The sequence below is a fragment of the Paenibacillus amylolyticus genome (genome assembly GCF_036894225.1).
In the GTDB taxonomy this organism is placed as follows: domain Bacteria; phylum Bacillota; class Bacilli; order Paenibacillales; family Paenibacillaceae; genus Paenibacillus; species Paenibacillus amylolyticus.
In genome coordinates this window covers 1-21,948 of the sequence record NZ_CP145892.1, presented here as the reverse complement: position 1 = coordinate 21,948, position 21,948 = coordinate 1, and the positions used below count along the sequence as shown (strand labels likewise).

The 21,948-nt window shown below is 47.6% G+C and carries 13 protein-coding genes and 3 rRNA genes; 2 read left to right on the top strand and 14 right to left on the bottom strand.

What is annotated here, in order from left to right; all coding sequences use genetic code 11:
- Window positions 1-234: 234 nt before the first annotated feature.
- A complete protein-coding gene (locus V6668_RS00080; protein ID WP_338707445.1) occupies window positions 235-2,061 on the bottom strand; it encodes an aminotransferase class I/II-fold pyridoxal phosphate-dependent enzyme in 1,827 nt (608 codons plus the stop codon).
- 258 nt (window positions 2,062-2,319) lie between these two features.
- A complete protein-coding gene (locus tag V6668_RS00075) occupies window positions 2,320-2,505 on the bottom strand; it encodes a sigma factor G inhibitor Gin (protein WP_017691396.1) in 186 nt (61 codons plus the stop codon).
- 500 nt (window positions 2,506-3,005) lie between these two features.
- Between V6668_RS00075 and V6668_RS00070 the strand changes: the two genes are divergently transcribed.
- Window positions 3,006-3,530, top strand: a complete 525-nt coding sequence (locus V6668_RS00070) for a hypothetical protein (RefSeq protein ID WP_036606136.1) — start codon at window positions 3,006-3,008, stop codon at window positions 3,528-3,530.
- 532 nt (window positions 3,531-4,062) lie between these two features.
- Here the strand turns inward: V6668_RS00070 and V6668_RS00065 are convergent.
- The 6 genes from V6668_RS00065 to gyrA form a co-directional block, all read right to left on the bottom strand.
- Window positions 4,063-4,503, bottom strand: a complete 441-nt coding sequence (locus V6668_RS00065; RefSeq protein WP_017691399.1) for a hypothetical protein — start codon at window positions 4,501-4,503, stop codon at window positions 4,063-4,065.
- Window positions 4,504-4,715: 212 nt separating this feature from the next.
- Window positions 4,716-4,832 (bottom strand): 5S ribosomal RNA (gene rrf, locus V6668_RS00060).
- Between the two features lie 76 nt (window positions 4,833-4,908).
- Window positions 4,909-7,834: ribosomal RNA gene (locus tag V6668_RS00055) — 23S ribosomal RNA — on the bottom strand.
- Between the two features lie 368 nt (window positions 7,835-8,202).
- Window positions 8,203-9,755, bottom strand: a 16S ribosomal RNA gene (locus V6668_RS00050).
- Together the 16S, 23S and 5S rRNA genes form the textbook arrangement of a ribosomal RNA operon.
- 463 nt (window positions 9,756-10,218) lie before the next feature.
- The gene (locus V6668_RS00045; protein WP_338707444.1) at window positions 10,219-11,340 is read right to left on the bottom strand and encodes an HD-GYP domain-containing protein; all 1,122 of its coding nucleotides are present in this window, start codon (window positions 11,338-11,340) and stop codon (window positions 10,219-10,221) included.
- A gap of 222 nt (window positions 11,341-11,562) precedes the next feature.
- A complete protein-coding gene (gene gyrA, locus V6668_RS00040) occupies window positions 11,563-14,127 on the bottom strand; it encodes a DNA gyrase subunit A (RefSeq protein ID WP_036612002.1) in 2,565 nt (854 codons plus the stop codon).
- A 427-nt stretch (window positions 14,128-14,554) separates the two neighbouring features.
- Here gyrA and V6668_RS00035 point away from each other — a divergent pair, with 427 nt between their 5' ends.
- The gene (locus V6668_RS00035; protein ID WP_338707443.1) at window positions 14,555-15,502 is read left to right on the top strand and encodes a YheC/YheD family protein; all 948 of its coding nucleotides are present in this window, start codon (window positions 14,555-14,557) and stop codon (window positions 15,500-15,502) included.
- A 93-nt stretch (window positions 15,503-15,595) separates the two neighbouring features.
- Here the strand turns inward: V6668_RS00035 and gyrB are convergent, their stop codons facing one another.
- From gyrB to dnaA, 6 genes are all read right to left on the bottom strand, one after another.
- Window positions 15,596-17,506, bottom strand: a complete 1,911-nt coding sequence (gyrB, locus tag V6668_RS00030; RefSeq protein ID WP_036611997.1) for a DNA topoisomerase (ATP-hydrolyzing) subunit B — start codon at window positions 17,504-17,506, stop codon at window positions 15,596-15,598.
- Between the two features lie 67 nt (window positions 17,507-17,573).
- A complete protein-coding gene (gene remB, locus V6668_RS00025) occupies window positions 17,574-17,822 on the bottom strand; it encodes an extracellular matrix regulator RemB (RefSeq protein WP_017691405.1) in 249 nt (82 codons plus the stop codon).
- A 14-nt stretch (window positions 17,823-17,836) separates the two neighbouring features.
- Entirely contained in the window at window positions 17,837-18,949 is a 1,113-nt protein-coding gene (gene recF, locus V6668_RS00020; protein WP_017691406.1) for a DNA replication/repair protein RecF, read from the bottom strand.
- 57 nt (window positions 18,950-19,006) lie between these two features.
- Window positions 19,007-19,222: a S4 domain-containing protein YaaA gene (yaaA, locus tag V6668_RS00015; protein WP_036611994.1), complete on the bottom strand. Its 216-nt coding sequence runs from the start codon at window positions 19,220-19,222 to the stop codon at window positions 19,007-19,009.
- A gap of 16 nt (window positions 19,223-19,238) precedes the next feature.
- Entirely contained in the window at window positions 19,239-20,381 is a 1,143-nt protein-coding gene (gene dnaN, locus V6668_RS00010; protein ID WP_017691408.1) for a DNA polymerase III subunit beta, read from the bottom strand.
- Window positions 20,382-20,601: 220 nt separating this feature from the next.
- Window positions 20,602-21,948, bottom strand: a complete 1,347-nt coding sequence (dnaA, locus tag V6668_RS00005; RefSeq protein WP_036611990.1) for a chromosomal replication initiator protein DnaA — start codon at window positions 21,946-21,948, stop codon at window positions 20,602-20,604.

Here is a 21,948-nt window from a genome sequence, read left to right as displayed (position 1 = left end):
CCTCGCTTCCTTAGAAAATCGTCTGGACAATTCGCCAGGATCAGCATTCCTTGACTTCAAGATGTTGGACCCTGACATCCTTCAACGTATTGCATGCCTGAGTTTGAAGACACACCCTAGCAACTAGATTAATGACCAAGAGACCCTCACATGTGTAGGGTCCGGTATCGCTATCCGTATTGGTCATATTGCCTACCTATTGGTGAATGCAATTCAGATCCTCATGTGTTCCCTTCATTCCTTCATAACCTTCAATGACCGTAGAGATGCATCGGATACCCCATGAAATTTTGCACCCTCATCCCGCAGGAGTTGTATACGAGCCACCATCGATGTACTAATACGTTCACCCGGATATACAAGCGGAATCCCTGGAGGATACGGGACTACCATCTCAGCTGATCGACAGCCTACGCTTTCTTCTATCGGCACATTGATCGTATTCGTCTCCACAATTGGTTGCAGTGTAAAGGAGATCGGTTCCGAGTAGCGAGTGGTTTCTTGTAAATTGTTCCACGTGGAAATATAATGTGCCGAACCTTTCGCAATCTGTTGCGATGGCTCTGCATTAGATTGGACCTGCTCATGCCCGTTGGCAGAGCTGATATGGTGTAAAGCCTGCAACAGGTGCTGAGCATCTTGCACCGTTGAGCCCAGGCTGAAGAGCAAGACGACGTACCGTTCGTCGCTCATCTCAGGCACACAGCCGCATGCTTCCAGCTGCTGCTGTAGCCCATAACCGCTCAGCACCCCTGCGCCGTCATAGATGACGGCCTTGAATGGGTCCTGAGCGGTATACCCCGCGGCAGCTGGCATCGCCGCCGCGGTCAGGCCCTCCCGTGTCTGCTGCGCAGCGGACACGGACATGCCAGCCGGCTTCGCTGTTCCGGCTGGCGGTTCTGGCTGCAGCGGCTGTGCAGGCTGCAGCAACTGGAAGCGCGGTAGCTCCGCGAGGCCGCGCTTAAAGGCATTCACGGCGGCGAGTCCCGCCGTGAAAGTGTTCGCGCCCTGCACGTGCAACAGCCGGCGCGCCAAATCAAGCGAAGCCATCACCGGGTATGATGGGCTTGAGCTTTGCACCATGCCCAGGCGCTGCCTTAACAGGGACCGGTTTAACAGTGGTCCCTGAATGTGCAGCATGGCACCCATGGTGAAGGCCGTCAGCATCTTATGTGTCGACTGCACGACACCGTCTGCTCCGCATGACAGTGCAGAGACAGGCAGCTCCGGATGCTGCCCATAATGCGCGCCATGCGCTTCATCCACGAGCAATGGCATGCCAGCGGCGTGGCATACCTCGGCTATGGGCGTCAGATCAGCGCCCATGCCGTAATAATTGGGCAACGTGACTAACACGCCCTTTGCCTCAGGGTAGGACTGGACAGCAGCCTGAACCGTCTCCACCGACGGCATGACCGCAAGTCCAGACGCAGGATCGACCCACGGCTCCAGAAATACAGCTCTTGCGCCTGCCAGCATTAACCCGTGAATAACCGATTTGTGCACATTTCGTTGCACCAGCACAATACTGTCCGGCTCATCACACACAGTTAGTAATAGAGACAAATTACCTGCCGTACTGCCTCCCACAAGGAAGAAACTCTCCTCCGCTCCAAAACAATCTGCCGCAAGCTCCTGTGCTTCCTGGATTACACCTTCCGGATGATGCAAATCGTCGGTGCCCGTAATCTCCGTAACATCCATCTCCATCATCTCCAGAAATGAACGCACCGGTACCAGTTCTAATTCCGAGTGAGCCCCTTCAACGCTGAGTCGTTCCACACTCTCCAGATCAGCCCCATGTTCACCCACCGAACTGAAACGCTCTACCTTCTGGTTAACATTCTTTCCTCCATCGTTCTGGATCACTCCGTTGTGCTGTTGTTCCTCATTAACGATATCCTTAGCTGGAGATTGCCCTGCTTCTGCTTGTTCCAGCAAATGTCGGTAAGCTTGTCCATTCTTATGCCCAGGCACATGAAAAGAACGCTGCTTCGAATCACGATACGCAAGCAACGCTTCATATAAAGGGGCTCTACTTGATTTATTTTTATGTTCCATGAAATAACCATCCTGTACATATATTATGTGCGTCCTATGCGCTTCAAAATGCTTCCTAATCCAAGGAACTCACTTCTTCCCCCATCTCCACACGCGTTACTGCAAATGATCTATACCATTATATCAGCATACGCCTTCCCAAGATGGCATACAAGACAATCTCTCCTCTTAAAAACAGAAAAAGGCCCATTGGGCCTCTATACACATCAGCATCGTTACAATGTGATGTTTCGCTTCTACTTCTATTAGCAACATTTATTATGCGTTTTTTTGTACCCAAATTTGCTTCATTTGATGAATAAAATAATTGTACTTGGCATCCTGCGCGTCGGTATGAACCATTTCTGCTTCACAAGTGTCACATATGAATTCAGATACAATAAAAATGCCTTCTCTTTTTCTTTGCTCGCAGATAATACATGTGTGTTCGGCATGTTCTTCCATGAACCATCCCACCTTGTTTTACGTTTACTATCAGTATTGCACAGTTTCTATTATTTTAAACATTTTCATAGTGCTTTCTTTCTATAAAATATATATATTCGCCCACCCCCTCTTGGGTGTCTGTACCGAAAAATACATTCATTCTCCCTACAAGAACATTCACCTGCTTATGTATATACAGTTATCCTACATTCCATCGCATTTACCTCTACATCACGTATCCCTTGGCCTGACTCAAACTTATATTTAATTTCCTTAAAAAAACTTGGAATCCCAGCCGATATATAATACATGATAACGATATTAAAGCCTGACAGTCCGTGTACTCGGGAGTATACTGAGATAAGCTCCGTCGAATCTCAATATCTTGTACAATCGTCATGGCGTGAGATACAAGGTTCATATATACATACATGTATGATTCATTCCCTTTTACTCGTGTAAGAACAATGAATACCTACCCCACACAAACGTGAATCCGAAGGAGGATATATAATCGTATGATCGCCGAACCGGAGAATAAAGCAACATTTTATCAATACCGGCTTCTGAAAAAAAAGGCTATCGCCCGCAGTGTCATTTACAGCTATCTGTGTCTGCCGGTCATCATGCTCTTATTCAATCTACTCGCATTCTCCTGGACTGGCCTCTTCTTTTTTGTACTGGCAGGTCCAATCACCATCTGGATTCATTATGTCATCGCCAGAACCATATTACTTCTGGTCCGTACCTCTTACGCCAAACGCTGGCGCTGGAATATGCGTATGCCCTGGTTAGGTTATATCCCTGATCAGCATTTTAGCTTCCGGATGTTTGTCCGGGTACACCTTAACATGAGCTGGATTGGACTATGTATCATTACAGTATGTTTGATATGGTCGCCATTGTCCTTCACCCTCTCGCTGATCTTCTGGCATTTGTGGTTGCTGGGTCCTCGCTTGTATGTTGTAATGGTTCTCTCCCGTGAGCGTAAAGACGGACTCATCAAATTGAATGAACAAGATGTCTCATATTATCTGCAATAACACTCCCTCATTTATGCAATACTCAATGTACCTTACTTACTTGTAATACATAACCGCTGAGCCCTTCGAATAATCTGATGCAAAAACATAATCGTGTATCGTTCAGTTGACTCAGCCTCACATGCTCAAATAAAGGTTATCCACTGTGGATAACCTTTATTTCTTGTTCCCTTCTCATCCATTATCCACAGCATGGGCATAGTTAAATGAGTTATCCCCACTCGTGACTCCGTTCTTCTCCTCTTTTCCTCCCGCTGCTCCATATCCTCATAACCCCAGATATCTTGTAGAACTTACGCCTTGAGCGATCTCTCACTCAGTCTCAGCTCTATATGCCCTCAAGCTGCTTTCCATCAGCCATTCATTCCTTCTGTACCTTTATGACCTCTGATCCACCATACGTGATAGATTCTCCCATCATTACTAAAGCCTACTTCGCAAAAAAAAGCCCCCGATCGTACACGGGAGCTTTACTATATTATAAGGAACATCACAGCGTTAATTAATCATACCAAACCATACTTTAACCAGCTTAATCATCTTCAGCCAATGATTTAACTGTCGTTTGAGTAGCATCATTTCTAGGAACCATTAGTGTAAAGGAACCATCATGTACTGCTAAATGCACAGTATGTCCTTCCTTTGCAAATACACGCAAGGTACTGGATTCATTGGATGTACCCTTGGCTTGCCTCTCTGTCCAACCCCAGCTTTTAATCTCGTCTAGATATACCTCAGGCAAGCTAGTACTCTCACTAATACCAGACAGCGTATATCGAACATAATCCATATCCGAATTATTTTCAGACTGGTCAGATTTATTCGCTACTTTCGGCACCGGAAAACTCTTCTCGTTCACCGCACCTTCATATGAAGTCCATACAGATCCTGAAGCTTCACCGCATCCTGCTAGAACAACGGTCAAACAAAGCAACAGAAATGATTGTAGTCCAAGTCTCCGCCAACTTAACACACACACCCTCCTTTTCACAGCTGCACATTCCAGCTCTGTGGTCAGGTACTTTTAGCATATTTAACATAGTCCTATTATACTGGTTTTGCCGCTGTTATCCGTAACAAAAATGTTACCTTCCAGTATCGATCATGTCAGAGCTTCCACTTATCATATTTAATCCTTATAAACAAATAAAAACCACCACCGAATAACATCGGCAGTGGTTCTTTGCTTGGCGGCGTCCTACTCTCCCAGGACCCTGCGGTCCAAGTACCATCGGCGCTAGAGGGCTTAACGGTCGTGTTCGGGATGGGTACGTGTGGAACCCCTCCGCCATCGCCACCAAACGCGTAGCTTACATTTCAGAGTTGTTGTTCTCTGAAAACTAGATTCGAAACGAAACACGCGAATTACAACTTGCTATTGGATAAGCCCTCGACCGATTAGTACTGGTCAGCTCCATGCATTGCTGCACTTCCACCCCCAGCCTATCTACCTCGTCGTCTTCAAGGGGTCTTACATACTGGGAAATCTCATCTTGAGGGGGGCTTCACGCTTAGATGCTTTCAGCGTTTATCCCGTCCGTACATAGCTACCCAGCGGTGCTCCTGGCGGAACAACTGGTACACCAGCGGTACGTCCATCCCGGTCCTCTCGTACTAAGGACAGCTCCTCTCAAATTTCCTACGCCCACGACAGATAGGGACCGAACTGTCTCACGACGTTCTGAACCCAGCTCGCGTACCGCTTTAATGGGCGAACAGCCCAACCCTTGGGACCTACTTCAGCCCCAGGATGCGATGAGCCGACATCGAGGTGCCAAACCTCCCCGTCGATGTGGACTCTTGGGGGAGATAAGCCTGTTATCCCCAGGGTAGCTTTTATCCGTTGAGCGATGGCCCTTCCATGCGGTACCACCGGATCACTAAGCCCGACTTTCGTCCCTGCTCGACTTGTAGGTCTCGCAGTCAAGCTCCCTTATGCCTTTGCACTCTTCGAATGATTTCCAACCATTCTGAGGGAACCTTTGGGCGCCTCCGTTACTCTTTAGGAGGCGACCGCCCCAGTCAAACTGCCCACCTGACACTGTCCCCGCACCGGATTACGGTACCAGGTTAGAACCTAGATACGATCAGGGTGGTATCCCAACGTTGCCTCCACGCAAGCTGGCGCTCACGTTTCAAAGGCTCCCACCTATCCTGTACAGATCGTACCCAAATTCAATATCAAGCTGCAGTAAAGCTCCATGGGGTCTTTCCGTCTTGTCGCGGGTAACCTGCATCTTCACAGGTATTAAAATTTCACCGGATCTCTCGTTGAGACAGCGCCCAAGTCGTTACGCCATTCGTGCGGGTCAGAATTTACCTGACAAGGAATTTCGCTACCTTAGGACCGTTATAGTTACGGCCGCCGTTTACTGGGGCTTCGGTTCACAGCTTCGGATTGCTCCTAACCACTCCCCTTAACCTTCCAGCACCGGGCAGGCGTCAGCCCGTATACTTCGCCTTACGGCTTCGCACAGACCTGTGTTTTTGCTAAACAGTCGCTTGGGCCTTTTCACTGCGGCCCCCTCGTGCTATTCACACTACCGGGGCACCCCTTCTCCCGAAGTTACGGGGTCATTTTGCCGAGTTCCTTAACGAGAGTTCTTCCGCGCGCCTTAGAATACTCTTCTCGCCTACCTGTGTCGGTTTGCGGTACGGGCACCTTCACCTGGCTAGAGGCTTTTCTTGGCAGTGTGAGATCATGACCTTCGCTACTACAATTTTCGCTCCCCATCACAGCTCAGCCTTACAATGTGCGGATTTGCCTACACATCAGCCTTACTGCTTAGACGGACATCCATCAGTCCGCGTCACTACCCTACTGCGTCCCCCCATTGCTCATAACGGCTTACGGTGGTACAGGAATTTCGACCTGTTGTCCTTCGACTACGCCTTTCGGCCTCGCCTTAGGTCCCGACTTACCCTGAGCGGACGAGCCTTCCTCAGGAACCCTTAGGCTTTCGGCGGATCAGATTCTCACTGATCTTTTCGTTACTCATACCGGCATTCTCACTTGTATAATGTCCAGCGCTCCTTACGGTACACCTTCAACCCTTATACAACGCTCCCCTACCCCTGATGCAAAGCATCAAGCCATAGCTTCGGTGGTGTGTTTAGCCCCGTTACATTTTCGGCGCAGAGTCACTCGACCAGTGAGCTATTACGCACTCTTTCAATGATGGCTGCTTCTAAGCCAACATCCTGGTTGTCTGTGCAACTCCACATCCTTTCCCACTTAACACACACTTGGGGACCTTAGCTGATGGTCTGGGCTGTTTCCCTTTTGACAATGGATCTTAGCACTCACTGTCTGACTCCCGGAAGTAAGTCTATGGCATTCGGAGTTTGACTGAGCTTGGTAACCCTTGCGGGCCCCGCACCCAATCAGTGCTCTACCTCCACGACTCTGTTTTCCGAGGCTAGCCCTAAAGCTATTTCGGGGAGAACCAGCTATCTCCGAGTTCGATTGGAATTTCTCCGCTACCCCCACCTCATCCCCGCATTTTTCAACATGCGTGGGTTCGGGCCTCCAGTGCGTGTTACCGCACCTTCACCCTGGACAGGGGTAGATCACCCGGTTTCGGGTCTACGTCCACGTACTCAGTCGCCCTATTCAGACTCGCTTTCGCTGCGGCTCCGGCTCTTCACCTTAACCTTGCACGGGAACGTAACTCGCCGGTTCATTCTACAAAAGGCACGCCATCACCCCTAAAACGGGCTCTGACTTTTTGTAAGCACACGGTTTCAGGTTCTATTTCACTCCCCTTCCGGGGTGCTTTTCACCTTTCCCTCACGGTACTGCTTCACTATCGGTCGCTAGGAAGTATTTAGCCTTGGCAGATGGTCCTGCCGGATTCATACGGGGTTTCACGTGCCCCGCACTACTCGGGATCCGTCTCGGAGGGAACAGACTTTCAACTACAGGGCTTTTACCTTCTTTGGCGGGCCTTTCCAGACCTCTTCGCTTAACCGGTTCCTTTGTAACTCCATGTGAGACGTCCCACAACCCCAAAGAGCAAGCTCTCTGGTTTGGGCTTCTCCGCGTTCGCTCGCCGCTACTGACGGAATCACTATTGTTTTCTCTTCCTCAGGGTACTTAGATGTTTCAGTTCCCCTGGTATGCCTCACACTAACCTATGTATTCAGTTAGGTGTAACTGGAAATTACCCCAGCTGGGTTTCCCCATTCGGACACCCCCGGATCAAAGCTTGCTTACAGCTCCCCGAGGCAGTTTCGTTGTTCGCCACGTCCTTCATCGGCTCCTAGCGCCTAGGCATCCTCCGTGTGCTCTTAGTAGCTTAACCATTTTGTTCCGGTTTCGGTCGCTCGCTTCCCTTGTTTTGCTTGCGCAAAGCCAAAAGTCGCTCTCACCCGATACCCTCACAAAAGCAATTTAACTACCTTTATACACTTGACTTGTTTACACAAGATCAGCTTAAAGGAATGTTCTAATTCGCGTTTGTTTCGTTTCGATATCTAGTTTTCAAAGAACAAGCTCCATGCAAAAGCAAGCTGTTTTGAGAGTTTGAGCTCTCAAAACCGAACAACGAGTGAGTGTTTTGTGCTCTTCATTTCATCCACACCGAAGTGGCGGACCGAAATGAATCGCTGTTGCAGGTTCTAAGAACCTGCTTATTTGAATGTTTCCGTTGCAGGAAACGATTCTCCATAGAAAGGAGGTGATCCAGCCGCACCTTCCGATACGGCTACCTTGTTACGACTTCACCCCAATCATCTATCCCACCTTCGGCGGCTGGCTCCTTGCGGTTACCCCACCGACTTCGGGTGTTATAAACTCTCGTGGTGTGACGGGCGGTGTGTACAAGACCCGGGAACGTATTCACCGCGGCATGCTGATCCGCGATTACTAGCAATTCCGACTTCATGCAGGCGAGTTGCAGCCTGCAATCCGAACTGAGACCGGCTTTGTTGGGATTGGCTCCATCTCGCGATTTCGCAGCCCGTTGTACCGGCCATTGTAGTACGTGTGTAGCCCAGGTCATAAGGGGCATGATGATTTGACGTCATCCCCACCTTCCTCCGGTTTGTCACCGGCAGTCTATCTAGAGTGCCCATCCGAAATGCTGGCAACTAAATATAAGGGTTGCGCTCGTTGCGGGACTTAACCCAACATCTCACGACACGAGCTGACGACAACCATGCACCACCTGTCTCCTCTGTCCCGAAGGAAAGATACATCTCTGCATCGATCAGAGGGATGTCAAGACCTGGTAAGGTTCTTCGCGTTGCTTCGAATTAAACCACATACTCCACTGCTTGTGCGGGTCCCCGTCAATTCCTTTGAGTTTCAGTCTTGCGACCGTACTCCCCAGGCGGAGTGCTTAATGTGTTAACTTCGGCACCAAGGGTATCGAAACCCCTAACACCTAGCACTCATCGTTTACGGCGTGGACTACCAGGGTATCTAATCCTGTTTGCTCCCCACGCTTTCGCGCCTCAGCGTCAGTTACAGCCCAGAGAGTCGCCTTCGCCACTGGTGTTCCTCCACATATCTACGCATTTCACCGCTACACGTGGAATTCCACTCTCCTCTTCTGCACTCAAGTCACCCAGTTTCCAGTGCGATCCGGGGTTGAGCCCCGGGATTAAACACCAGACTTAAATGACCGCCTGCGCGCGCTTTACGCCCAATAATTCCGGACAACGCTTGCCCCCTACGTATTACCGCGGCTGCTGGCACGTAGTTAGCCGGGGCTTTCTTCTCAGGTACCGTCACCTTGAGAGCAGTTACTCTCCCAAGCGTTCTTCCCTGGCAACAGAGCTTTACGATCCGAAAACCTTCATCACTCACGCGGCATTGCTCCGTCAGGCTTTCGCCCATTGCGGAAGATTCCCTACTGCTGCCTCCCGTAGGAGTCTGGGCCGTGTCTCAGTCCCAGTGTGGCCGATCACCCTCTCAGGTCGGCTACGCATCGTCGCCTTGGTGAGCCGTTACCTCACCAACTAGCTAATGCGCCGCAGGCCCATCCCCAAGTGACAGATTGCTCCGTCTTTCCAATTTCCTTCAGGCGAAGAAAACAATTATTCGGTATTAGCTACCGTTTCCGGTAGTTGTCCCAAACTTGAGGGCAGGTTGCCTACGTGTTACTCACCCGTCCGCCGCTAACTATCAGAGAAGCAAGCTTCTCTTCAAGTCCGCTCGACTTGCATGTATTAGGCATGCCGCCAGCGTTCGTCCTGAGCCAGGATCAAACTCTCCAATAAAGTATTGAAAAGAGCGATAAGCTCATTTTGAATCTGACGAGATTAAAATCTCATTTGTGCTCCAGTCGATTCAAGCCAAGGCTTGTTTCAAACTTTCGCGTTCATTCTGCAAGCAGAATGTTTACTCACTCGTTGTTCAGTTTTCAAAGATCAAACTTTTTTCGTTACCGAATGTTGTTCTCTTCAGCAACTTTTATATCTTATCACATCCGAACCAACTTTGCAAGCTCTTTTTTTAAGTTTCTTTCGAAGCTTATTTCATTTGCTTGCCGCACCGTGTAAACCGTGTTTTCTTGGCCGGACTTAGAATATACCATGTACAGATATTGAATGCAAGTCTTTTTTTGAGTAATTATATATCTTTCTATAATCTTTTTGTTTTTTTCTACATTTCCACATTTATCTCACATAAAAAGCCTCTCTATAAAAGAAAGGCCCTCTCATCAAGTTACTTTAATATCTATTAATATCCGATAACCTCTTGGATGTGAAGCTGCCGTTGCTGCATCAGGTTAATGATGGTTCCTTCTACTGACACCATAGGCCGTGTAGGATGATCTCGATCAGAGAATACGATCTCTCCAATCTGGTTATTGCTGAGTTTTACTCGGATGCCATTATGGATCTGGGTCGACCGTTGAACAAATACTCTTACAATTGCAGGGTCCAATTTCCCAAATGCCTCACTTTGGATCTGTTCTAGGACTAGGTATGGTGATTGCGCCTTGCGGTAGATCTTCTCCAGCGTCATGGCGTGGAAAATATCAGCGATAGCTACAATCTTGGCATAAATATGAATCTGCGTCCCACTAAGCTGCAACGGGTAGCCTGAACCATCCACTTTTTCATGATGCTGTAAAGCTGCAAGTCTGGCTCCCTCATTAATGGCCTTTGCCTGTTTAAGGATCTGATAACCATATTTCGTATGCTGACGAATCTCTTCCTGCTCTGTAGCCGTCAACGTGGATGGTTTATGGAGTATCTGCGGATCTACCTTGTTGTTACCAATATCATGGAACAAGCCTGCAAAAGCCACTTGCATCCAATCCTTGGAGGGGAGATCGATCCATTGAGCCAGTTGATAGGATGTGATCGCACTCAGTACGGCATGGTGATATACATAATCATGTTCTTGCATTACTCGTGGACTGAAGGTAAGCACATTATATTGTTTGAGATGTGCAAACACAGCCTCCAACTGTGTACGTAACTCATAGACCGGTAATTCAGCCGCCAGAGAGGACAGGAAAGCATTTTTCGTTAGTCCGACCATCTTCTCATACTCATCCTGCAAAGACGTTACTACAGGAGCTGTGGTGACGTTCCCTGTCTTCCCTGTCCGTTCACCATTGTTGTCATTGGCAGAACTTCCTGCGGACACAGATGCACCTTTGGTTCCTGTACTACTCGACACCATTCTTTCCTGTTCAATATCTACCTGTTGAATCATAAAGGCTTTGAGCACTTCCATATCCTTGGGTAAAATGACTTTTCCCTTCTGAAGCAGAACGTTGCCGCGAAGTGTTTGCACATCACTCCCAAGTTTGAGTCCTGGTTTGACTTCTGACAGGGTGATTAATCCCATATGTATTCCCCTCACTCATCGTTCTTCTATGTTAATACAAACAAGACCATAGTCCCGGTTTTTCATGATATTTCCCATTATATTACTCAGGAATCAGGCTGTACATCCCAGATTCGGAAGAATAAAAGAAGAGATTCCTTTATACAAACAAAAGGGCTCCCGGTGGGAGCCCTCGCAATCTTCTTCCAATCTCAAAGAGATCAGTCTTTATAAAATTCTATTTTATGCTTCCGAACCGGAATCGTCGTCGCCCTCAACTTCATTAACCTCAGCGTCAGAAACGGTGCCTTCTTCCAAGCTTACTTCCGGAGCTTGGGACTCCTCGCCTTCCAAGCCTTCAAGCGACTCATCGTCTGGTTCCTCTTCATTTTTGTCAATTCGGCTGACTGTAGCTACTGAATCCTCGTCACGAATATGAATCAGCTTCACACCCTGCGTGTATCGACCCATAGTGGATATGCCTTCCATGCTCATCCGGATCAACGTACCGCTGGACGTGATAATCATCAGATCCTCTTCGGTTTTAACCATTTTGAGGCTGACTACTGAGCCGTTCTTCTCTGTGACATTAATAGTCTTGATCCCTTTACCGCCACGAGTCTGCATCCGATAATCACTGACAGGTGTACGTTTACCGTAACCTTTGGCTGTAACGATCAGAACATCAAGCTCTTTATCAACTACATCCATGCCGATAACAGCATCCTGTTCATCCAATGTAATCCCTTTGACCCCGGTTGCGCTTCGTCCCATGGAACGTACGTTACCTTCCGAGAATCGAATAGACATTCCGTGAGCTGTACCCATGATGATCTCTTGCAATCCATCGGTCAGCTTAACATCGATCAGAACGTCATCATCACGTAAGGAAATACCGATCAAGCCGCCTTTGCGAATATTGGTGTAATCCTCAAGTGGCGTCTTCTTCACAACCCCTTGGCGGGTAGCAAAGAACAAGTATCTGTCACTTTCGAATTCCTGGACCGGAATTACGGCATTGACCGATTCGCCCTGCTCGATTTGGATCAGGTTGATAATCGGCGTTCCCCGTGCGGTACGTCCAAGCTCTGGAATCTCGTAAGCTTTGAGACGGTACACTTTACCTTTGTCAGTGAAGAACATGAGGTAATTGTGGGAGTTTGTCACAAACAGATGCTCGACAAAGTCGGTATCTTTTGTATCCATACCCACGACTCCACGTCCACCACGTTTCTGGCTGCGGTATGTGGATACCGGCAGACGTTTCACGTAGCCTGTATGAGTAATCGTAATGATAACCTCTTCACGTGGAATCAGGTCCTCATCCAGAATACTCTCTTCACCTACAGTGATCTCCGTACGACGATCATCGCTGAAGCGGTCGCGGATCTCTTGCAGTTCCGTACTGATAATCTCAAGCACCAGATGCTCATTGGCCAGAATTTCGCGATACTCTCTGATTTTGACCATCAGTTCGTTATATTCATTTTCAATACGTTCGCGTTCCAGACCTGTGAGTCGTTGCAAACGCATATCGAGAATAGCTTGAGCCTGATCATGACTGAGTGAGAAGCGCTCAATCAAACCTTCTCTTGCTGCATCCGCATTACTGGATGAACGAATCAACGTAATAATCTCGTCGATATGATCCAGCGCAATACGTAAACCTTCTAGAATGTGTGCACGAGCTTCAGCCTTTTTCAGTTCAAACTGCGTACGTCTGCGAATAACCTCAATCTGATGCTGCAGGTAGTGATACAACACTTCGCGCAAGTTCAGGATTTTAGGTTCTTTATTAACAATCGCAAGCATGTTAATCCCGAAAGTGGATTGCATCGATGTATGTTTGTACAGGTTGTTCAGGACAACCCCCGGATTCACGTCTCTGCGAAGCTCAATTACAACCCGCATACCATTACGGTCAGACTCATCACGAAGGTCAGTAATACCATCAATCTTTTTATCACGTACCAACTCAGCGATTTTCTCAACAAGTCTCGCCTTGTTTACCTGATAAGGCAGCTCTGTAACGATAATTCGTGCCTTGTTGTTATTCTCTTCGATGTTGGTTTTAGCCCGCATCGTTACTGAACCACGTCCGGTCTGATACGCCTGGCGAATGCCTGAGCGGCCCAAAATGTAGCCGGACGTAGGGAAGTCTGGTCCTTGAATGTAATCCATGAGTTCCATGGATGTAATGTCCGGATTTTGAATCATGGCCTGTACACCATCAATGACCTCACCCAGGTTATGAGGAGGAATATTGGTAGCCATACCTACCGCGATCCCGCCAACCCCATTGACAAGCAAGTTAGGAAAACGAGCAGGCAGAACGATTGGCTCATGTTCTTCACCGTCATAGTTCGGTTGGAAATCAATCGTATCCTTGTTGATATCTCTGAGCATTTCCATAGCAATCTTGGACAAACGTGCTTCGGTATAACGCATGGCTGCTGCCATATCACCATCGACCGATCCAAAGTTACCATGTCCATCTACATGCATATAACGCAGGGAGAAATCCTGTGCCATCCGTACCATCGTCTCGTAAACAGCAGAGTCACCGTGTGGGTGATACTTACCGATAACTTCGCCGACGATTCTGGCTGATTTTTTATGTGGTTTATCGGGTGTCATGCCGAGCTCTGACATCGCGTACAGAATACGCCGGTGAACCGGCTTCAATCCATCACGCACGTCAGGTAAGGCACGGCTAACGATGATGCTCATCGCATAATCCATAAACGATTCACGCATCTCGACGCCTATATCCCGATCTGTAATCTGAGAGTTCATTTCTTCCGCCATGCTGGACCTCCTTCTTGTCCTTCAACAAACGTTCCATTCCGTCATGCAAAAAAGTTGATTATATGTGAAAAGCCTAACAAGGCTAAAACCGCGCAAGAACGCTACTCTTTATTATATTACTTTCACAAAAGTTACACAATTAAACGTCCGCTGGGCAATAGCCTTTCTTCCGGGAACTTCTGCGTGTCTGGGGATACGCCCTGCCTTCCTCCCCAATTGCACATACAATGCTAGAAAAACGGCATATGTACTGTGCCTACCGAGGCTAAAGCCATTCCCGTCCTACGATCAAACTGCAAATTGTGCAGCTCATCGCACAAAACGCCATATTTCTCTATTATACCACTGAAATCGTCTCTTGTCCTTTGATTTCTCCGTGTCTGGTCCCTCTTTAGAACTGAACAAAACATGAAAGGACTGATGAATCTTGGGTATCCAACGCGTCTCCAGCAAATGGGCCAAAACAGCCGTGTTACAACGCAGTCGCATTGTGAATGAATATATCCCAGTGACCCGAAAATATAGCCGTCAAACTCTGGAACGAATGACTGAATTATTTGAGTCCAACTATATCAAACCGGACCGTGGCACTTACGGTAATGGCGTTATGCGGGTGAGAACAACCCGTTTATACGAACCTGTTGTTAATTCCGAAGATTCCACCACAGATGCAGAGGTTTCGGAAGAAACCAATGATCGAAACCTGGCTGATGAACCCGAAGCAAGTGCTGTTATCTCCAGAGCTACCTATCTCACAACAACATATCATCTCCAATACGGTACAGAGGAGAGATCATTTCATTCCCTTGACGAACTCGAACGAGCACTGAATGATCGTATTCAGGAACGTGAATATATCATTCAACAGGGAATCTCGCTGATGAAGCATGAAAATTTGCCTTTTGACTTGCGTGTGTTAACTCAGAAAAATCTGCAACACAACTGGGAAACAACAGGTGTTCTGGGACGTATTGCTGCCCCGGGCAAAATCATCACTAACATTCATGGTGGTGGGCGATTGGCTACGTTTGAAGAACTTGTACTCCCCCATCTTCACCAGGATGGCTTCAAAAAACTTCGCACTGAGCTGTACCGCTTAGGTATTCATACCGCTGTGCAATTGCAAACATCATTTCCAAGACTCAAAGAGATTGGTATTGATATTGCGCTAGACGAAGCAGGGCGTCCCTGGATTCTTGAAGTCAACACACTGCCAGGCATTTATGCCTTTGGCTTATTACCGGACAAGGAGGCGTACCGGAAGATCAAACGTTATGCGATTGCGTACGGTCGTTTGCCCTCCAAAAAGGGTAAGAGCTCCCGGCCATCCCCTAAAGCACAGGCTTCATCTGCCAAAAAACGTGTACGCAGATAACAAAGGGATATGGATATCTAAGTATACGCCTTCCCTGTTCCATACCTTCCCTAATATAAAAAAGGCGCCCTCTCAGGCGCCTCTTCGAATATGTTAAATGTCGAGGTTTTTCACGTATTTTGCATTTTCCTGGATAAAGTCACGACGCGGTTCAACGTTATCCCCCATCAGGGTGTCAAACATGGTATCAGCAAGTATGGCATCATTAATCGATACTTGCATCATGGTCCGGCTCTCCGGATCCATCGTCGTTTCCCACAATTGTCCGGCATTCATCTCGCCAAGACCTTTGTAACGCTGAACGTTGAATTTCGCATTTTCGCCGAGCGTTGCAATAATTTCATCGCGCTCTCTCTCGGAACCGGCATAACGAATCACTTTGTTACGCTCAATCTTGAACAATGGCGGCTGAGCAATATATACATAGCCTGCCTCAATGATTTTACGCATGTACCGATACAGGAATGTCAGCAACAGTGTTCGGATATGAGCACCATCGACATCGGCATCGGTCATCAAAATGATTTTGTGATAACGGGCTTTGGCAATATCGAAGTCATCACCAATACCTGTACCCATCGCCGTAATAATTGCTCTAATCTCGGCATTACCCAAGATCCGGTCCAGACGCGCTTTTTCCACGTTCAAAATCTTACCACGCAACGGCAAAATCGCTTGGAAATGACGATCCCGACCTTGCTTTGCTGATCCGCCTGCAGAGTCACCTTCGACGATGTACAATTCACTAATTGAAGCATCCTTGGATGAACAGTCTGCCAGTTTACCTGGAAGTGAGCTTACTTCGAGTGCACCTTTACGACGTGTCAGTTCACGGGCTTTACGGGCAGCTTCACGCGCACGTGCTGCTTGCAGCCCTTTTTCCAAAATGCGACGGGATACGGAAGGATTCTCTTCCAGAAACTCCTGAAGTTTCTCGGCAAACAAGGATTCGACAATACCACGCACTTCGCTGTTGCCCAGCTTGGTCTTCGTCTGTCCTTCAAATTGTGGTTCCGGAATCTTGACCGAAATAATGGCCGTCAAACCTTCACGCACGTCATCTCCGGAAAGGTTCCCCGTGCTGTCCTTGATTACCCCCGCCTTACGGGCGTAGTCATTGATAATCCGCGTAAGGGCACTCTTGAAACCTGATTCATGCGTTCCGCCCTCATGCGTGTTGATATTGTTCGCGAAGGAATAGATATTCTCGGTGTAGTTGTCATTGTATTGCAGGGCAACTTCCACCTGGATGTTATCTCTGGAACCTTCGACGTAAATTGGATTCTCATGCAGGACTTCGCGCTTCTGGTTCAGGTAGGAGACGTATTCGATAATGCCGCCTTCGTACATGAACGAGTTGGTTGCACCTGTACGCTCATCCGTCAATGTAAGACCGATGCCCTTGTTCAGGAATGCCAGCTCACGAATCCGGGCAAGCAAGATGTCATATTCGAACACTCTTGTTTCCGTGAAAATTTCAGGATCTGGATGGAATCTAACCGTTGTTCCTGTTTCGTCGGTTGTACCGATCACTTTCAGGTCATACTGTGGAGCTCCACGGCGATATTCCTGTTGATAGATATGTCCCTCACGTTTAACCGTTACAACCACTTTTTCAGAGAGTGCATTCACAACGGACACACCAACACCATGCAAACCACCGGATACTTTATATCCGCCGCCGCCAAATTTTCCCCCTGCATGGAGGACAGTCATAACTACCTCAAGTGCAGGACGTTTCATTTTGGTATGTTCGCCGACAGGAATACCCCGTCCGTTATCGACTACAGTCACGCTATTGTCTTCATGGATACTGACCTCAATGTGGTCGCAGTAACCTGCAAGCGCTTCGTCAATACTGTTGTCCACTACTTCCCAGACCAGATGATGCAGGCCCTTGGAACTGGTGGAACCGATATACATGCCCGGACGCTTCCGTACGGCTTCCAATCCTTCAAGGACCTGAATTTCATTCGCATCATATGACGGTTGATTCATAGACATGCCTTTCACCTACTTCTATAGATTCAATATCGTAAATATGCGTTAACTAATTTTATGCCACACAACGCTAGAGATCCGGAAAAATGTGAGCCCGCTTTTTCAGCGTGGCTGAGGAAATAGGCGAGTAGTACACAATGTTTTTGGTCACCACAATGGACTTGGCTTCCTCTTCGCCGATGTGTTCCACTGTTTTTTCCTGCTCGGCATGCGTGACATACTGCTTGGAGATCTTTGAGGATTTTTCAATCGATATATCAAAAATAGCGACCAATTCGGAAGAACGGATGATCTTCTCACCGCCCAGATGAATGTACATAAGCCCCTCACTCCTTAGCGTTCAACCTGTCCGGCATGAACGTGATAAATACTGGCATCTTTGAGCTTGTCAACGTTCAGGCTCTCGATCCCCGTAGCCGTAATAAAGGTTTGCACCTTGCTCTGGAACGTTTCGATCAGCTGCGTCTGGCGAAAAGGGTCCAGCTCGGACAGAACATCATCCAGCAACAGAACTGGATATTCTCCGATTTCTTCATGAATCAGTTCAATTTCCGCAAGTTTAAGGGACAACGCCGTTGTGCGCTGCTGCCCCTGCGAGCCATATGTTTGTACTTCCCGATCGTTAATGAAAAAGGACAGGTCATCCCGATGCGGCCCACTAAGGGTTGTGCCTCGGCGAATCTCCTGCTCTTTCATTTGTGATAATTTTATCATAAATTGGTCCATTAAGACAGCTTCATCTTCCTCAGCGGCTTCGCTGAAGGAAGGAAGGTAGGCCAGCCGCAAGACTTCTCCGCCTCCGGTGATCCCCTGATGAATCGTTTCTGCCCACTTTTGCAGTTTCTTTATGAATTGTTTCCTTTTTTTGACGATTTTAACACCATGCTCGACCAGTTGTTCGTTCCACACCTCAAGCATGGTCTGGGCCGATGCCCCTTTTCCCCATAACTGCTTAAGCAAATTGTTTCGTTGGACGAGCACTTTTTGGTATTGCTGCAGGTGATACAGGTAACCTGGTGCAACCTGTCCAATCTCCATGTCAAGAAACCGGCGGCGGACCCCCGGTGTGCCTTTTACAATCTCCAGATCCTCCGGCGCAAACATCACAACATTGAGCGCTCCGACAAAATCACTTAACTTGCGCTGCTCCAGGCCGTTAATCTTTGCTTTTTTGCCTTGTTGCGACAAAGATAGTTCAAGCTTGACCGATCCGTACTTTTTGTCGACCTCTGCTGCAAGTCTGGCACGTTCCTCACCGAAACGGATTAACTCCTTGTCACGGGATGTACGGTGGCTCTTGGTGAGTGCAAGTACAAAAATCGCCTCTGCAAGATTGGTCTTGCCTTGGGCATTTTGCCCGATCAACAAGTTTACGGGACCAAAAGAATCCAGTCTCAGATGTTCATAATTGCGGAAATTCTGCAGATCAATGCTGTTCACAAACACGCGGTAACCTCCCTTTTATCCCGTCCGTCAGGAGGCAGCAGGATCGAACTGGTCTTCTTATTCTGCAGCAACTTCGAATGTGCCTTCTCCGTCCACTTCAACGATATCCCCAGGGTATAACTTACGTCCCCGGCGTTCCTCAGGCTCTTTATTCACACGTACAAGACCTTCCTGAAGCAAAGCTTTGGCCATACCTCCAGTTGGGATGCAATCAGCCAGTTTCAAAAATTGATCAAGCTTAATATATTCCGTACGAATCGTAACTTGGTTCACTATGATCTTCCTTTCGTTAGTTGGTCGTCCGATATGGCAATATCACGTAAAGGCTGTGACTGTCATCCAGCGGTTTCAAGATAATTGGACTCATGACTCCTGTAAAAGCAATCATCAGCTGCTCACTTTCAACAACTTTCAGCACATCCAGCATGTATTTGGAGTTGAACGAGATTTTTAACGGATCTCCTGTAAACTCGGCAGGTTCGATTTCTTCTCTTACTTTACCTAGCTCGGAAGAGCTGGAAGAAATTTCAACGGATCCCGAATCCATCGTTTGCATACGCACGATGTTTGTTTTCTCTTCACGCGACAGCAAATAAGCCCGGTCAATGGATTCACTTAATTTTTTTGTATCTAAAACAAGTTCTGTTTTGTATGACGTTGGAATAATTCTAGAAGTATCCGGATATGTTCCGTCCAAAATACGGGAGTAGAACAATACACGGTCGATTTTGAACAGAACCTGGTTATCTGCAACAACGATATCCACAAGGGTATTTTGATCCGGAACAATTTTGCTGAGCTCGTTCAGCGTTTTACCGGAAATGACCACGTTGTTAAAGCGGATACCTTCTGCATTATCCAGCATTGCTGATCGAGTAGCAAGACGGTGCCGGTCTGTTGCCACAAATTTCAATTCATTGTCACCCAAACTCCAGAGTACACCTGTCAGGATTGGAGTAGTCTCATGTGTGGAAATGGAGAAGACCGTTTGTTTAATCATATTTTTCAGCAAATCTCCTGGAATGGAGACGGTTTGGTTTTCTTCGATGCTTGGCAGTACCGGGAATTCTTCCGGATCCAAACCTACCAGTTGAATTTCGGTAGCACCTGCGGAGATAAAGGTGTTGAAGTTCTCTTTGACTTCCATGTGCACTTCCTGTGATGGCAGCTTTTTGATGATCTCCACAAAAAACTTGGCTGGCAAAACTACACTGCCGGGTTGATCTACCTGAACTACGCTTTTATCTCCATCTTCAAGCGGGATGAAGGATTGAATGGATATATCGGTGTCACTTGCTGTCAACGTTACACCTTGATGATTCACGTCGAATTTAATACCGCTCAGAATCGGAATCGTCGTACGGCTCGAGATCGCTTTGGATACTTGCTGTATGGAATCGTTTAAGTAGTTTTTCATTATGCTGATTTTCATGGTTTCACTCCTAGCTGTTTTTTTGGGTGTTGGGGTGTTAAAAGGTGTTTTTCAAAGGCCGAAGGCTAAGCTCCGAAATGGCTATTTTGGAGATGATATCTTTAAGATCTTTTTAGTAATAATAGTAATAGGGGCACTGAATATGTGGATAAGTGGGTATAAACCCGTACACCCAAGCCTATCCACATGTGTATACGTTGTGCATAGGCTTGGGACTTGTTCAGGTTGGATTCTTTATTTTTTCGGTTAAGTTGTTGATAACTTTATAGAGATCCTGATCGTTTTTAATCGCTTGGGAGATTTTTTCGTGAGCATGTATGACAGTGGTGTGATCTCGTCCTCCGAATGCTTCCCCAATTTTGGGCAGAGAAAAGTCTGTCAGTTCACGAGAGAGATACATGGCAATCTGTCTTGGAAAAGCAACTGCCTTGGTCCGTTTCCGTGCTTTGAAATCTTCAAGCTTAAGGCTATAATACTCGCCGACCTTTTGTTGGATGTCATGAATAGTGATCATTTTGGGACGACTGGAAGGAATAATATCCTTCAGTGCTTCAGCTGCCAGATGAGTGGTTACATCTTGATTAGTCAGTGAAGAATAAGCAACGACCCGAATCAGGGCGCCCTCCAGTTCACGGATGTTGGTGTCAATCTGGTTGGCAATGTACATCATCGCTTCATTCGGAATATCCAAGTTTTCCGCACGTGCCTTTTTCCGCAAAATTGCGATCCTTGTCTCCAAATCTGGAGGCTGGATATCCGTGATTAACCCCCATTCAAAGCGAGAACGAAGCCGTTCTTCCAATGTCGGAATTTCCTTCGGTGGTCTGTCGCTGGAGATGATAATCTGCTTCCGTTCCTCATGCAGCGCATTAAACGTATGGAAAAATTCCTCTTGTGTTGATTCTTTTCCCGCCAAGAACTGAATATCATCAATGAGCAAAATGTCGACGCTCCGGTATTTGTTACGGAAGCTCTCCCCGCGGTTGTCACGGATCGAGTTAATGAATTCGTTCGTGAACTTCTCAGACGACAAATAAACGACTTTGCTGCCCGGATCATGCTCCAGAACATAATGTCCGATCGCATGCATCAAGTGAGTTTTACCGAGACCTACTCCTCCATACAGAAAGAGAGGATTGTAAGCTTTGGCGGGCGCTTCAGCGACCGCCAGCGATGCGGCATGGGCAAAACGGTTGCCCGGCCCGATGACAAATGTATCGAACGTATATTTCGGATTCAGCATGCTGAGTACGGCTTCTTCCTGTACAACTGTAGGCGTTGGAGCCGGCAGTTGCGGGTCCGGTTCAGCAGGCTTGTTCTCTTCGATGACAAATTTCACATCGACTTGCTTGCCAAGCAACTCGTATACCGTCGAGCCAACCAATTTGGTGTAACGGCTCTCCAGCCATTCGACGGCAAACGTGGTTGGTGCGGAAATGACGATTGAACGGTCATTCAGCTTGGTGGCTTTGGTTGCTTTGAACCAGGTGTCAAAGCTGGGTTTGCTGAGTTTGTTTTGTATGATTGATAAAATTTGCTGCCATAAATCAGAAGTATGGCTGTCCAC

What these genes read in the sequence shown, in the direction of transcription:
- V6668_RS00080 (WP_338707445.1), bottom strand. Translation starts at nt 2,061, where the DNA reads ATGGAACATAAAAATAAATCAAGTAGAGCCCCTTTATATGAAGCGTTG.
- V6668_RS00075 (WP_017691396.1), bottom strand. Translation starts at nt 2,505, where the DNA reads ATGGAAGAACATGCCGAACACACATGTATTATCTGCGAGCAAAGAAAA.
- V6668_RS00070 (WP_036606136.1), top strand. Translation starts at nt 3,006, where the DNA reads ATGATCGCCGAACCGGAGAATAAAGCAACATTTTATCAATACCGGCTT.
- V6668_RS00045 (WP_338707444.1), bottom strand. Translation starts at nt 11,340, where the DNA reads ATGGGATTAATCACCCTGTCAGAAGTCAAACCAGGACTCAAACTTGGG.
- gyrA (WP_036612002.1), bottom strand. Translation starts at nt 14,127, where the DNA reads ATGGCGGAAGAAATGAACTCTCAGATTACAGATCGGGATATAGGCGTC.
- gyrB (WP_036611997.1), bottom strand. Translation starts at nt 17,506, where the DNA reads ATGTCTATGAATCAACCGTCATATGATGCGAATGAAATTCAGGTCCTT.
- remB (WP_017691405.1), bottom strand. Translation starts at nt 17,822, where the DNA reads ATGTACATTCATCTGGGCGGTGAGAAGATCATCCGTTCTTCCGAATTG.
- dnaN (WP_017691408.1), bottom strand. Translation starts at nt 20,381, where the DNA reads ATGAAAATCAGCATAATGAAAAACTACTTAAACGATTCCATACAGCAA.